General features: G+C 71.2%; 12 protein-coding genes. 11 read left to right on the forward strand and 1 reads right to left on the reverse strand.

Annotated elements, in window-relative coordinates; all coding sequences use genetic code 11:
• The first annotated feature begins 33 nt into the window (after positions 1-33).
• Both FHT37_RS22575 and FHT37_RS22580 read left to right on the forward strand, forming a co-directional pair.
• Positions 34-690, forward strand: a complete 657-nt coding sequence (locus FHT37_RS22575; protein ID WP_183484823.1) for a flavodoxin family protein — start codon at positions 34-36, stop codon at positions 688-690.
• A complete protein-coding gene (locus FHT37_RS22580) occupies positions 687-920 on the forward strand; it encodes a DUF2798 domain-containing protein (protein ID WP_183484826.1) in 234 nt (77 codons plus the stop codon). The genes FHT37_RS22575 and FHT37_RS22580 overlap by 4 nt, the downstream gene beginning before the upstream one ends.
• Positions 921-989: 69 nt before the next feature.
• Here the strand turns inward: FHT37_RS22580 and FHT37_RS22585 are convergent, their stop codons facing one another.
• Positions 990-1,451, reverse strand: coding sequence for an Lrp/AsnC family transcriptional regulator (locus FHT37_RS22585; RefSeq protein WP_217648425.1), 462 nt, complete (start codon positions 1,449-1,451; stop codon positions 990-992).
• Positions 1,452-1,554: 103 nt separating this feature from the next.
• Here FHT37_RS22585 and FHT37_RS22590 point away from each other — a divergent pair, with 103 nt between their 5' ends.
• The 9 genes from FHT37_RS22590 (at position 1,555) to FHT37_RS22630 (ending at position 13,703) form a co-directional block, all read left to right on the forward strand.
• A complete protein-coding gene (locus FHT37_RS22590; protein WP_183484829.1) occupies positions 1,555-3,879 on the forward strand; it encodes an aminotransferase class V-fold PLP-dependent enzyme in 2,325 nt (774 codons plus the stop codon).
• Between the two features lie 115 nt (positions 3,880-3,994).
• Positions 3,995-5,398: a glycoside hydrolase family 30 beta sandwich domain-containing protein gene (locus FHT37_RS22595; RefSeq protein WP_255489913.1), complete on the forward strand. Its 1,404-nt coding sequence runs from the start codon at positions 3,995-3,997 to the stop codon at positions 5,396-5,398.
• Between the two features lie 15 nt (positions 5,399-5,413).
• The gene (locus FHT37_RS22600; protein WP_183484832.1) at positions 5,414-6,262 is read left to right on the forward strand and encodes an MOSC domain-containing protein; all 849 of its coding nucleotides are present in this window, start codon (positions 5,414-5,416) and stop codon (positions 6,260-6,262) included.
• Positions 6,259-7,542, forward strand: a complete 1,284-nt coding sequence (locus tag FHT37_RS22605; protein ID WP_255489915.1) for an extracellular solute-binding protein — start codon at positions 6,259-6,261, stop codon at positions 7,540-7,542. The genes FHT37_RS22600 and FHT37_RS22605 overlap by 4 nt, the downstream gene beginning before the upstream one ends.
• 18 nt (positions 7,543-7,560) lie before the next feature.
• Positions 7,561-8,424, forward strand: coding sequence for a family 16 glycosylhydrolase (locus FHT37_RS22610; RefSeq protein WP_183484835.1), 864 nt, complete (start codon positions 7,561-7,563; stop codon positions 8,422-8,424).
• A gap of 144 nt (positions 8,425-8,568) precedes the next feature.
• The gene (gene yddG, locus FHT37_RS22615) at positions 8,569-9,468 is read left to right on the forward strand and encodes an aromatic amino acid DMT transporter YddG (protein WP_183484838.1); all 900 of its coding nucleotides are present in this window, start codon (positions 8,569-8,571) and stop codon (positions 9,466-9,468) included.
• Positions 9,469-9,539: 71 nt separating this feature from the next.
• Positions 9,540-10,988, forward strand: coding sequence for a C13 family peptidase (locus tag FHT37_RS22620; protein WP_183484841.1), 1,449 nt, complete (start codon positions 9,540-9,542; stop codon positions 10,986-10,988).
• A gap of 122 nt (positions 10,989-11,110) precedes the next feature.
• Entirely contained in the window at positions 11,111-12,814 is a 1,704-nt protein-coding gene (locus FHT37_RS22625; RefSeq protein WP_183484844.1) for a hypothetical protein, read from the forward strand.
• A gap of 91 nt (positions 12,815-12,905) precedes the next feature.
• Positions 12,906-13,703 carry an N-acyl homoserine lactonase family protein gene (locus FHT37_RS22630; RefSeq protein WP_147240945.1) on the forward strand — a complete coding sequence of 266 codons (798 nt, stop codon included), beginning with the start codon at positions 12,906-12,908 and terminating at the stop codon, positions 13,701-13,703.
• Positions 13,704-13,749: the final 46 nt, after the last annotated feature.

Here is a 13,749-nt window from a genome sequence, read left to right on the forward strand (position 1 = left end):
CTGTCCGCCGTTTCTTCCCTCGAAAGGACTTCCATGAAAGCTACTGCCATCCCCTCCGACCGACCGGTCCGGACGCCACGCCGCCTCGCGATCGTCTATCACAGCGCCCACGGGCACACGGAGCACATCGCGTCGCACATCCGCGCGGGCGCTCGCGAGGTGCCCGACGTCGTGGCCGACCTGCTGAGGGCCGAGGACCTCGCCGCGACGCCGGCCGACCTGATCGCCTACGACGGACTGGTGCTGGGCTCGCCGACCTACCTGGGCGGCGTGTCGGGGCCGTTCAAGCACTTCATGGACGCGACCGGCCCCTTGTGGCGCACGCAGCGCCTGCGCGGCAAGCTGGCGGCGGCGTTCACGGTGTCCTCGCTGCCGTCCGGCGACAAGCAGTCGACGCTGATGTCGATGTTCGTCTTCTGCATGCAGCACGGCATGGTGTGGGTCGGCAACCCGCTGTTGCCCGAGCAGCACCGCGGCGTGCCCGAGGCGGAGGCGGCCAACCGGCTGGGCTCCTGGTCCGGGCTGATGGCCCAGTCCGCCCACGGCGCGCCAGCGGATGCGTTCTCGTCCGGAGACGTGCGTACCGCCCGCTTGTTCGGGCGTCATGTCGCGGAGACCCTGCATCGGCTGGGCTGCGTGGAGGCCGGCAGCTTGGTCGCCGCGTCCGCCACGGCGGGCGTGCCCGCATGACGCCCGAGCGCCGCGCCGGCCTGCTGTTCGGCTTCATCCTGTCGGGGCTGATGTCGCTGCTCGTCTCGGCGGTGACCACGCTGCGCGCGGTGGGGTTGGTCGAGGGCGTCGGCGGCCTGTGGATGACGGGGTGGCTCAGCGCCTGGGTGATCGCGTTTCCCACCGTGCTGGTCGTCGCGCCGCTGACGAGGCGGCTGGTGGCACGGCTGATGGGGCGACGAATGGGATGAGGACTTCTCCCTCCCGCGCGCGGGAGGTCCGAGTCCGCTGCCGCGGTCCCGGCCGCGGCTCCCGCTACCTCACGGGATATACGACAACGGCAGCGCCGTCGTGAACTTGAGCTCCTCCATCGCGAAGCTGGAGCTGACGTCCGAGAGCTGCGTGTTGGCGATCAGCCGCTTGTAGACCTGGTCGTAGGCCGCGATGTCCGGCACGACCACGCGCAGCAGGTAATCGACGTCGCCGCTCATCCGGTAGAACTCGACGACCTCCGGGATCGCCTCGACCGCGGCGCGGAACTGCTCGAACCAGCCTTGCGAATGCATGCTGGTCCGCACCGACACGAACACCGTCACCCCGACGTTGACCTTCTTCGGATCGACCAGCATCACGTTGCGGGTGATCACGCCCGACTCCTTGAGCCGCTGCACCCGGCGCCAGCAGGGCGTCGTGGACAAGCCCACCTCCGCCGCCAGGTCGCTGACCTGGACCGCGGCGTCCCGCTGCAGCACATGCAGGATCTTGCGGTCAATGGAATCCAGTTTTGTCATTTCCGGCCGCCTTGGAATGCATTTGCTGAAAGCGATGAAGAACAGGTGGATTTTGCATGCGGATTCCACGGCGGCCTTCTGACAATCGTCGGCCATGGAAATCTATCTCGACGCCAACGCCACCACCCCCGTCCTGCCGCAGGCCCGCGAGGCCGCGCTCTCCGTGATGGCGGACGCGTTCGGGAACCCCAGCAGCATCCACGGCAGCGGCCTCAAGGCCCGCGCCCGGCTCGACGAGGTCCGCGCCACCGCGCGCCGGGTGCTGGGCGCGCCGGGCGGCCGGCTGGTCTTCACCAGCGGCGCGACCGAAGGCATCCAGACCGCCGTCCTCTCCGCGCTGACCGCGCTGCGCCAGCGCCGCGACGCCGGCCAGGCGATCCCGCCGCGGCTGCTGTACGGCGCCACCGAGCACAAGGCCGTCCCCGAGGCGCTCAAGCACTGGAACGCGCTGCTCGGCCTGGGGCTGGAGGTCGTCGCGATCCCGGTCGGACTGGACGGTCGCCATGACCTGGCCTGGCTGCGCGAGCAGGTGTCCGCCGCCGGCTTGGTCTGCACGATGGCGGCCAACAACGAGACCGGCGTCATCAGCGACCTCGACGGCATCGCCGAGGTGCTGCGCGGCAGTGGCGCGCTGTGGCTGGTCGACGGCGTGCAGGCGCTGGGCAAGCTGCCGCTGCAGCTCGGCGAGCGCGCCATCGACTACGCGCCGTTCTCCGGCCACAAGCTCTACGCGCCCAAGGGCATCGGCATGCTCTACGTCCGCGAAGGCGCGCCGTTCACGCCGCTGATGGCCGGCGGCGGCCAGGAGGGCGCGCTGCGCTCCGGCACCGAGAACATGGCCGGCATCGCCGCGCTGGGCGCGGTGCTGGACGCGCTCGAGCAGGGCAGCACCTTCGCCTCGCTCAGCCAGCTGATCGACCGCCGCCAGCGTCTGGCCGACGCGCTGCGCGACGCCTTCCCCGGCGTGGTCTTCAACGCGCCGTTCGACATCAGCCTGCCCACCACGCTGAACGTCTCCGTCCCGGGCCTGGGCGCGAAGCTGCTGCTCGACCTCTTCGATGCCGCCGGCCTGCGCGTCAGCGGCGGATCGGCCTGCGGCGCGTCGAAGGCGGCGCCGAGCTACGTGCTCCAGGCCATGGGCCTGCCGGCATGGCGCGCCGCCTCGGCGGTGCGCCTGTCCTTCGGCGCGGCCGATACCGACGCCACGCTGGAGGAAGCCTGCCGCCGCGTGCGCGCCTGCGGCGAGTCGCTGCGCGCCACCTGCCAGACGCCGTCGCCGAACGACAGCCCGCAGGCGCCGGATCTGCTGACGCGCTTCACCGTCGACGGCGCCTGCTGCTACGTCGTCGCCGATGTCGCCAGCCGCCGCTGCGTCGTCGTCGATCCGCTGCCCGAGCTGACCGGCACGCTGGCGCAATGGCTGCGATGTCGCGGCCTGTCGCTGGCGGCGGTGCTCGACACCCACAGCCATGGCGATCACGCCTCCTCGGCGCAGGCGCTGCGCGACGCGGTGCCGGAGTTGCTGGCCGAGGACGCCTGGCCAGGCCGGTTCGAGGCGCTCGGCTGGCCCGTGGGCGCCGAAGTGATCGCGCTGGGCGCCTACCGCCTGTCGCGCCTGGCGACCCCCGGTCACACCGAGGACTCGACCGCCTACCTGCTGCATGCCGGCGGCGACCTGATCGCGACCTTCGTCGGCGACACGGTGATGCCGGGCGCGCTCGGCCGCAGCGATTTCGCGCAGAGCGCGCCGGCCGCCTTCGGGCCGTCGCTGAAGACGCTGGAGCGCAATGTCGGCCTGGACGGCCTGCTGCTGCCGGGCCATGACTACGACGACCGCTTCGCCACGACGCTGGCGGTCGAATGCGAGGCGCAGCCACTGCTTGACGGCGTGCTCAAGGGCCGGCTCAGCGCCGAGGCCTTCGCGATCGGCAAGGGCGTGCTGGAGCACGACCTCGCGCCGACCCAGTACCAGACCATGGCGTGCGGCGCGCGCGTGGCCTGCGCGCGGTCGGCGGAACGCGTCGAGCTGGATGTCGCTGGCCTGCAGGCGCTGCTGGGCGAGGGCGCTCATCCGAAGCCGGTGCTGGTCGACGTGCGCGAGGCCTACGAGGCGCGGCTGAGCCCGAACGAGGCGCTCGCGCCCGAGGCGGTGCCGCTGTCCGCGCTGATCAATGCGTTGCCGCGCTGGCGCGCCTTGCCAGCCGACACGCCGGTGGTCTTCTTCTGCCGCAGCGGCAATCGCAGCGCGCAGGCGGCGCGGGCGCTGCGCCGCCTCGGCCATGCGCAGTCCTGGAGCTTGGCCGGCGGCCTCGCCCTGTGGCCGGAAGCCGGCGCCTCCCTCGCGACCGGCGCGCGCGGCAATCCCAATGCCGGCACCACCAGCGGCGTCCCCATCGCCTTCGACGCGATCGCGATCTGAGCGGCCTCGCGCGCTCGCCCTCCTGGGGCCATCCCTGGATTGACCGTCGGACGGAGTGCCTCTATGCTCGATGCTTGAAAGCGCTTTCATAAGCGCGCAGCAGAAGGGCATTCCCATGACGGAGACAACGACGGGGCGCGCCAGCGCCTCGCTGCGATGGACGCTGTCCGCCAAAGGCGCGGACCTGGCGAGTTCGACGCGCCTGGCCGCGCAGCCCGACCTGGCACTGCAGCCGGTCGCGCAGCTGATGGCCGATGCCGCGATCGCCGGCATGCCCAAGCTGGTGGTGAACAGCGCCAGGCGCTTCCAGCGCATCGAGGGCTTCGGCGGTGCCTTCACCGAAGCCGCCGCGACCACCTGGCAGCAGCTGCCGCCCGCCGAGGCCAACGCGCTGCTGCAGGCCTACTTCGACGTCGGCGCCGGCCACGGCTACACCTTCAACCGGGTACACATGAACAGCTGCGACTTCTCGCTGGGCAACTACGCCCATGCGAAGGTCCCTGGCGATGAGGCACTGGCCCACTTCAGCATCGATCGCGACCGCCGCGCGCTACTGCCGATGATCAAGGCCGCGATGAAGGTCGCCGCCCGGCCGATGAAGCTGCTGGTCTCGCCCTGGAGTCCGCCGGCGTGGATGAAGACCAATGGCGAGATGAACAACGGCGGCAAGCTGCTGCCGCGGTACGCCCGGGCCTGGGCGCAGTGCTACGTGAAGTTCATCCAGGCCTACGAGGCCGAGGGCGTGCCCATCTGGGGCGTCTCGGTGCAGAACGAACCCGACGCGGTGCAGCGCTGGGACTCCTGCGTCTACAGCGCCGAGGAGGAACGCGACTTCGTCCGCGACCACCTCGGCCCGGCGCTGCACGCGGCCGGCCTGGCGCGCATCCGCATCGTGATCTGGGACCACAACCGCGACCAGATGGTGCAGCGCGCCGACGTCGTCTACTCGGACCCCGAGGCGGCGAAGTACGTCTGGGGCTGCGGTTTCCATTGGTATGTCGAGGACCACTTCGACCACGTCGGCCTGCTGCATGACGCCTATCCGGACAAGCAACTGCTGTTCACCGAGGGCTGCCAGGAAGGCGGCCCGCACATCGGCGCGTGGGCGACCGGCGAGCGCTACGGGCGCAGCATCATCAACGACCTCAATCGCTGGACGGTCGGCTGGATCGACTGGAACCTGCTGCTGGACGAGACCGGCGGGCCCAACCACGTCGGCAACCTGTGCAGCGCGCCGATGCTGGCGGACCGGGAGCAGAACCGGCTGATGCCGCAGAGCGCCTACGACTACCTCGGTCACTTCAGCCGCTTCATCCGGCCCGGCGCGCATCGGGTGCTGTGCTCGGCCAGCAGCCAGGACCTGGAATGCACCGCGGCGCTCAACGAAGACGGCAGCATCGCCGTCGTCGTGATGAACCGCAGCGAGCGCGCGCACCGATTCACGCTGCGCATCGACGGCCAGGCCGGCGTCGCGGCGCTGCCGGCGCGCTGCATCGCGACCTACCTGCTGCCGCGCTGAGGCGGGGACGACCGCATGACCGTCGCCGATGTCACCGCCTCCGCCCGCGTCGAGGCGCTCTACCTGTACCCGGTGAAGTCCTGCGCCGGCGCGCGCGTGCCCGAGCTCCGCTTCGATGCCGATGGCCGCATCGAGGGCGATCGCGAATGGATCGTGGTCGACGCGCGTGGCGAGCTGGCCTGGCTGGGCTCGCATCCGAAGCTGGCGCTGCTCCAGCCGGGCCTGCTGCCGGACGCGCTGCTGCTGCGCGGCGGCGGGCAGCAGCCGCTGCGGCTGTCGCGCGAGCCCGAGGGCGACGCGACGCAGGCGCTGATCTGGCATCCCGGCGAGCGTCGCATGGTGGGGCACGCCGGACGCGACGCCGGCGCGCTCGCGGCCCAGTTCCTGCGCGACCTGACCGGCGAGGAGCTGCGGCTGGTGAAGCTCGAGCGCGAGGCGATGCTCGCCACCGCGCCGAATCCGCTGCATGCGGTGTCGACGGCCTCGGTGGCGGAGCTCAACGCGCATCTGGCGACGTTGGGACTGGGACCGGTGGACGTGCGCCGGCTGCGGCCCAACCTGGTGCTGGGCGGCGGGCCGGACGCGGGGATGCCCTTCATCGAAGAGCACCTGACGCAGATGGTCTGGCGCGACGGGGAGGGCGCCTGGCGGCGCCTGGTCCATCGGATGCCGTGCGAGCGCTGCGTCGTGCCCAACGTCGATCCCGACACCGGCCAGGCGCAGGCCGGCATCGACACGGCGATCGCGGCGCTGAGCGCGCAGCGCTGGCCGGGACAGGCCTCGCGCTTCGGCGTCTACCTGCAGCCGCCGGCGGGCGGCTCGCTGGCCCAAGGCGCCAGCCTGACGATGGAGCTCGACTTTTGAGCGCCGGCCGGGGACTTTCCCGCCGCGGGCTGCTGGCGGCGATGACGGCGCCCGCCTGGACCGGCGTGCTGGTCGTGCCGGCGCGGGCGCAGCCGCGCGAGGTGCTGACCGTCGCCGCCTTTCCGCTGATGGACGAGATCGCCAAGGCGGCGATCCCGGCTTGGCAGGCGCTGCATCCGGACGTCGAGTTGCGCATCCTGATGCGGCAGTACAGCGACCACCACACGGCGATGACGACCGCGCTGTCGACCGCCGTCGGGCTGCCCGACGTGATGGCGCTGGAGGCCAGCTTCGTCGGCCGCTTCGCCCAGGGCGGCGGCCTGGAGGACCTGCGGCAGCCGCCCTTCGGCATCGAGTCGGTGCGCGCGCGGCTGGTGCCGTATGCCTACGACCAGGCGATCGCGCGCAGCGGCGCGGTGGTGGCGATGCCGGCGGACATCGGCCCGGGGACCCTGCTGTATCGCAAGGACATCCTGGACCGCGCGGGCGTGGCGCCGGAGGACCTCACGCGCAGTTGGGATGCCTACGTCGCCGCCGGCGAGCGCATCAAGGCGCGCACCGGCGCCTACCTGGTCGCCAACGTGCAGGAGATCAAGGACATCCTGGTGGCCGATGGCCTGCGGCCGGGCGAGGGCGTCTATTTCGACACCGAATCGCGGGTGCTGGTGAACACGCCGCGCTTCGAGCGCGCCTTCGAGGTGTCCCTGCGCGCCCGCCAGAAGGGACTGGATGCGAAGGTGCAGGCCTGGTCCAACGACTGGGGCGCGGGCTTCAAGCAGGGGCGGCTGGCGACGGAACTCTCGGGCGCGTGGCTGGTGGGGCAGCTCAATGCCTTCGTCGCGCCGGAGACCAAGGGCCTGTGGCGCGCGGCCTCCTTGCCGGGCGGCTCGCAGGTGCCCTACGGCGGCACCTTCTACGCGATCGCGCGCCGGTCGGCGCCGGCGCGCAAGCGCCTGGCCTGGCAGTTCATCCAACTGATGACGCTGGACCCGGCGCGGCAGCTGCAGGCCTTCAAGGACTACGACGCCTTCCCCGCGCTGCGCGACGTGCACGACGATCCCTTCTTCAGCGAGCCGGTGGACTTCCTCGGCGGTCAGCGGGCGCGCCTGCTCTGGCGAGACGATGCCCTGCGCATCACCGCCTTGCCGGTCCACAAGCAGAACAAGTTCGCCGAGGAAGTGGTGCAGACCGAGCTGGACAAGGTGCTGCGCGGGCACAAGACGATCAAGGCGGCGCTCGCGGATGCCGAGCAGCTGCTGCTGCGGCGCGCGAAGCGCTGAAGGAAGGGGAGCTCTTTCATGAAGCAACGATTGACGCGGCGCTGGGCCGCCGTGCCGCTGTTGGCGGCCCTGACGATCGACGGCGGCGCGGCGCTGGCGCAGACCGCGACCGGCAAGGGCGGCGCGGCCTCCGGGCCGATCGCCCTGCCGGCCGGCTACACGCTGGTGTGGTCGGACGAGTTCGACCGGGACGGGCTGCCCGACCCGTCGAAGTGGGCCCACGACACCGGCATGAACCAGCAGGGCTGGCACAACCGCGAGCAGCAGTACTACGCCGGCCCGCGCCTGGAGAACGCGGCGGTGCGCGAGGGCCGGCTGGTCATCACCGCGCGCAAGGAGGCGCTGTCGTCGCGGCCCGACTGGGGCGGCCAGCAATACAGCTCGACGCGGCTGATCACGAAAGGCAAGGCCGAGTGGACCTACGGCTTCTTCGAGATCCGCGCCCGGCTGCCCTGCGGCCGCGGCACCTGGCCGGCGATCTGGACCCTGGGCAGCCAGGGCGACTGGCCGGCCGCCGGGGAGCTCGACATCCTCGAGCACATGGGCCAGAAGCCGGACTGGGTCTTCAGCACGGTCCACACGAGCTCCGGGCACGGCGGCCATGGCGTCGGCGACGGCCGCAAGCTCGCGACCGCCTGCGGCCAGTTCCACGACTACCAGATGCTGTGGACGCCCCGGGAGATCCGCTTCGGCATCGACGGCCAGGTGCATGCCGCCTATCCCAACCTCGGCCAGGGCCCGGCGCAATGGCCGTTCGACAAGCCGCAGTTCCTGATCCTCAACCTCGCCATCGGCGGCGACCTGGGCGGGGAGATCGACGACGCGATCTTCCCGGTCAGCTACGAGGTGGCCCACGTGCGGGTGTATCAGCAGGCGCGCTGAACGCAGGCCGCCGCCGGCGGTCGCGGGACCAGGGGCGGATCGATGGTCTACTTCCGGCTTGGCCGGAGACCGCAAGACGGTCTTCATGACCTGGTCCGTCGACACGTCCGTCGACCGCCCATCGACCTGCTTCGAGAGCCCCACTTGTCCCGCAGTACCCAAGGCGCCACGCTGCTCGGCCTGATCGCCATCCTGTTCTGGAGCACCTCCGTCGGCGTCACGCGCAGCACGATCGAGTTCCTCGGCCGGACCGGCGCGCCGGCGGTGATGTTCACCCTGTCCGCCTTGCTCCTGCTGCCCACGCGCAGCGCGCTGCGCGAGTTGCCGCGGCGCTACCTGTGGCTGGGCGCCGCGCTGTTCGTCGGTTATGAGCTGTGCTTCGTGCTCGCGCTCGGTTTCGCGCGGACGCGGCACGAGGCCATCGAGGTCGGCATGGTGAATTACCTGTGGCCCAGCCTCACCGTGCTGTGTTCCGCGATCGCCGGCGGGCAGCGGCTCAATGCGCTGATGCTGGGCGGCCTGGCGCTGGCCTTCACCGGGGTCGTCACCGCGTCCTCGCCGCCCGAGGGGCTGTCGCTGGCGCGCTTCTTCCACAACGCCGCGTCGAATCCGCTGGCCTATGGCTTGGCCTTCGTCGGCGCGATCGTGTGGGCGCTCTACAGCACCTGCACCCGCTACATGGCCGAGGGCCGGAACGCGCTGTGGTTCTTCATGGCGCTGAGCGCCGCCGGCTTCTGGGTGGTGCACGCGCTCAACCCGGAGCGAGCGCCGATGCAGGCGTCGATGCATGTCGTCGTCCAGGTCGCGCTGGCGAGCGCCGCGGTGACGCTGGCGTATACCTTCTGGAACCTCGGCGTGCTGCGCGGCAACATCCACCTGCTGGGGCTGGCGGCCAACGGCACGCCGGTGATGTCGGCGCTGTTCGCGTCGCTGCTGCTGAGCGCGCCCTTGCCGCCGATCTTCTGGGGCGGCGCGGCGCTGGTGGCGCTCGGCTCGCTGGTGGCGGGGATCGGGGCGCGACGCGCCGCCCGGCGCGCCGATTGAACGATTGAAGCAACGGCGATGATCCGCCCGATCAAGACATCGCGATCACGCATGGCCGGGGAGGGCCTTGGATGAACGAGAACGAAGAGGCGCCGACCGCCGCCGAGCCGGCCCGCGTCGACCTGGCCGCCTGGTGCCTGGCGGCGTGCCGCGTGGCGACCTTCCGCGCACCGCCTTGGGAACGGCTCGTCACCGGCCCGACCTGGATCGCCGCGCTGCTGCTGGGGCATCTGCTGCTGGCCTTCGGCGTCCAGCGCCTGGCCATCGACGGACCCGCGCGGCTGTACTGGCCGGCGGTGCTGAACGGGTGGGCGGCCACGGTCCTGTGGATCTGGATCAGCTGGATCGCCGTCCGCGCCGCGCGTCAGCGGCCGGGGGCCGCCCCGGTGCCCGACACGTCGGTGGTGCTGACCCTGGTGATGGCCAACAGCGCGCTGATCTCCGTCGCGGTCAGCCTGCTCCTTGTGCCGCTGCTGCGACTGATTGGCCCGCTGGAAAGCTGGCCGCTCGGCGCCCGTTGGGGCGTCTGGCTGCTGCCGATGGTGTGGCTGCTGGCAACCGCCACGGGCCTGCTCTGGCGCGTCATCCCTTCCGCCGCGCCCCGCGCGTTCGCGGGCCTGGTGGCGCTTGCGGCCGTCGCCATCGCCGGCTGGTTGCAGCCGGCGATGTTCTGGTGGCCCGATCTGTCGGCAAAGACCACCGGCACGGCCGCGACCGACGAAGACGCCGCCACCGACCCGGGCCTGAAGCTCACCGAGGCCGTGCTGGCCGCGCAACCGCGCCTGATCGCCGAGGCCCTGGACGCCTTGCCGCGCTCAGAGCCGGATCGGATCAAGGTCTACGCGGTCACCTACGCGCCCTACGCGATCGAGGACGTCTTCAAGCGCGAGAGCGCGGTCGTCGCCCAGGCGATGGCGGAGCGCTTCGGCGCGGGCGACAGGACGGTCCAGCTGGTGATGAACCCGTCGACGACCGAGTCGCTGCCCTGGGCGACGCAGGCCAACCTGCGCCGGACGCTGGACCGCATGGGGCAGGTGATGGATCGCGACAAGGACGTGCTCTTCCTCCATCTCACCTCGCACGGCGGCCGCGACGGGCAACTGGCCGCCGAGGCCTGGCCGCTCGAATCCGAGCCGGTGACGCCGGCGCTGCTGAAGCAGTGGCTGGACGAGGCCGGCATCCGCTGGCGCGTGATCTCGATCTCGGCCTGCTACTCGGGCAGCTGGATCGAGCCGCTCGCGGGCGACGACACCCTGGTGATGACGGCGGCCGACGCGACCCACACCTCGTATGGCTGCGGGTCGCGCTCGCCGCTGACCTTCTTCGGGCAGGCGCTCTACGTCGACGCGCTGAAGGACACCTGGTCCTTCGCGCAGGCCCATGCGCGGGCGCGCCAGCTCATCGAGGTCCGCGAGCGCGAGGCCGGCAAGACCGACGGTTATTCGAATCCGCAGATCCGCGAAGGCGCGGCGATCGGCGAGGTGCTCCGGCGCCTGGAGCGGCAGCAGCGGGGCGACTGACGCCGCCGTGACGCGGGGTCGGGCGGGGCGGGCTGCGACTCAGCATTCTGCCGATGGCGTTGCCGCGGGCGGTGCGATAGCTTCCCATCGCGGTCACCCGACCCGCGGCGGGAGATGCCTCGATGAAGCGCTCGATCGAACAGGCCGAAGAACGGACCGAAGCCGCGCCGGCTCAGCGCGCGACCGCCCCGCGGTCGGCGGGGTTCGCCTCGACCGGCCCCCGTGACGCGGCGCCGCGCGCCAGTGGCTGGCAGGCCACGATCGAGGCCACGCCGCGCATGCAGCTGCAGCGCCGCACGATCGAGGCTGTTTTCGGGCGCGCGGCCCGGCGCGGACCAATCACCCCGACGCTTCAGGCGGCGGGCCGTGCCGGCGGCACGACACCGCTCGCGGTGCTGGCCACCGGTGGGGTCGCGCAGCGCAAGATGGGCTTCGAGTTCGAGAGCGGCAATACCTTCATCAAGGACCCGAACGCGGCCGCCGACGACCCGGCCACGCCCGAGGCGCTCGATCGCAAGGACGTCGCCTACGGCAACGGCAACAGCGCGTTCCGCCTGGAGGCCGATTCGGGCCACAACCTGGAATTCGTGACCCAGCCCTATGACAACTGGCCCGCGCTCGCCCAGGCGATCACGGGGGCAAAGGCCTTGGCGGACACGCTCGAGCAGCGCGCCGGAGCGGCGCCTCGGGGAGAGTTCTCCGTCGGCATCGCCGACGGTTTCACCCAGGACGGCATCTGGATGAGGGTAGACGATCCGGCGTTCGAGGCCGCGGTGCAGTCGACGGAAGGGGTGGCGCTGGGCGACCTGTCCCGCATGATCGACGAGCACCTCGAGGCGGGCGACGAGCACGACGACATTCATGACGACATGCGCGACGTGATCGGCGACGCCCGCGCCAACACCTCGCTGGGTCCGCAGACCGCGATCTTCCCGAACGTGAAAGGCATGCTGCTGGCGCTGGTGATGTACATCGACCGGGCCCGCACGACCGTGCCGGACAGCACGGATGGACCGAAGGCGTCATTCCGGCTGATGGCGCGAACCGATTTCCGCAGCATGTTCCGCTCGCTGACCCAGGGGGAGCGGGACCAACTGAAGCTGATCCTCTACGGCACCGCGACGGCCGGTACGGTCGACAGCAGGGCCAACACCCTCACGCGTGTCGTGGACATGGAGCTGGACAGCCAGCTGTTCCGCCGTGGCTATCTGGACGAAGGCGCTCCGAACGTGCCGCAGAAGGTCAACGCGGGGCCGACCCTGCGCGCCTGGCTGAGCAGCATCACGACGGCGGCCTCCGGCCGCGACGTGTTGTCGCCGCCGCCCGGATACACGCCCCACAGCGCGCTGTCCGGCGAGAACAAGAAATTCCGGTATGGCATGGGTGCGATGGGGATGGATGGCGACCTGGCGCTCTTCGAGATGCGCGGCTACTCCGCGCTGGACGGATGGCAACCCAAGAACGACTGGGAGGCCTTCGCGCAGACCCGTTTCGACCGGGCCGCCCGGCGCAACACCAGCCTCACGCCGCGCGTGCCGCCGCAAGCGGTGGTCCCGGTCAACGCGCAGCCCGCGCAGGTGCCGGTCCCGGTGCCGGTGCCGCAGGCGCCGATCGGTGTGCCCCAGGTGGCGCCCCTCCAGCAGGCGCAGCACCTGCAGCAGCAGGCCATCGCGCTGTTGCCCGTCTTCCCCGCCCAGCCTGCACCGCCCTTGCAGCAGGTGGGGCACCAGGGCCAAGGTCAGGGCCAGGGCCAGGGCCAAGGTCAGGGCCAGGGCCAGGGCCAGGGCCAGGGCCAGGGCGCGCGCAAGCGCAAGTTCGGGCAGTGAGGCGGCTCGCGCCGCGGGGGACATCGATCGCCGGCGGGACCCACGGGGCCGCGGTCGTCGCTATCATCGCCCCCGCAGACAAGGAGTCGAGATGGCATCACGCTTCTGGTTGGCGCTCCAGGTGGGCGCGCTCTTCAGCCTGTCGGCCGCGGCCCAGGACCTCACCCTGACGCGGCTGGACTGCGGCAGCGGCAGCAACGACCCGCGACGCTTCAGCGACACCTACGCCTACACCGAGACCACCAAGCCCTTCACCTTCAGCTGCTACGTCATCCGGCATGGCAACGACGTGATGGTCTGGGACACCGGCTATCTGCCGGGCTCGGTGCCCAACGCCACCAACAAGCCGCTGGCCGACCTGCTGCGGCAGATCAAGGTCGAGCCCGGCGAGGTGAAGTACGTCGGCATCAGCCACTTCCACGCCGACCACACCGGCCAGCTCGCCCCGCTCAGGAATGCGACCCTGCTGATCGGCAAGGGCGACTGGGAAGGCATCACCGCCACGCCGCCGATGAGCGGCGCCAACGTCAAGGGCTTCGCCGAATGGATCGCCGAGAAGCGCAAGGTCGAGACGCTGAGCGCGGACAAGGACGTGTTCGGCGACGGCAGCGTCATGATCCTGCGCGCGCCGGGGCACACGCCGGGCCACTCGATGCTGCTGGTGCGGCTCAAGGAGATGGGGCCGGTGCTGCTGAGCGGCGACGCGGTCCACTTCCATGAGAACTACGAGCACGACGGCGTGCCCGGCTTCAACGACGACCGCGCGCAGACGCTCGCGTCGATCCAGCGCATGAAAGAGATCGAGAAGAACCTGAAGGCGACGGTCATCATCCAGCACGACCCGCGCGACATCGGCAAGCTGCCGGCCTTCCCGAACGCGGCGAAGTAGCCGGGGCGGCCGCGTCCCGCGAACCGGGCGCGATTACACGCGGGTA

The sequence above is a fragment of the Mitsuaria sp. BK037 genome (assembly GCF_014193045.1).
Lineage (GTDB): Bacteria > Pseudomonadota > Gammaproteobacteria > Burkholderiales > Burkholderiaceae_C > Roseateles.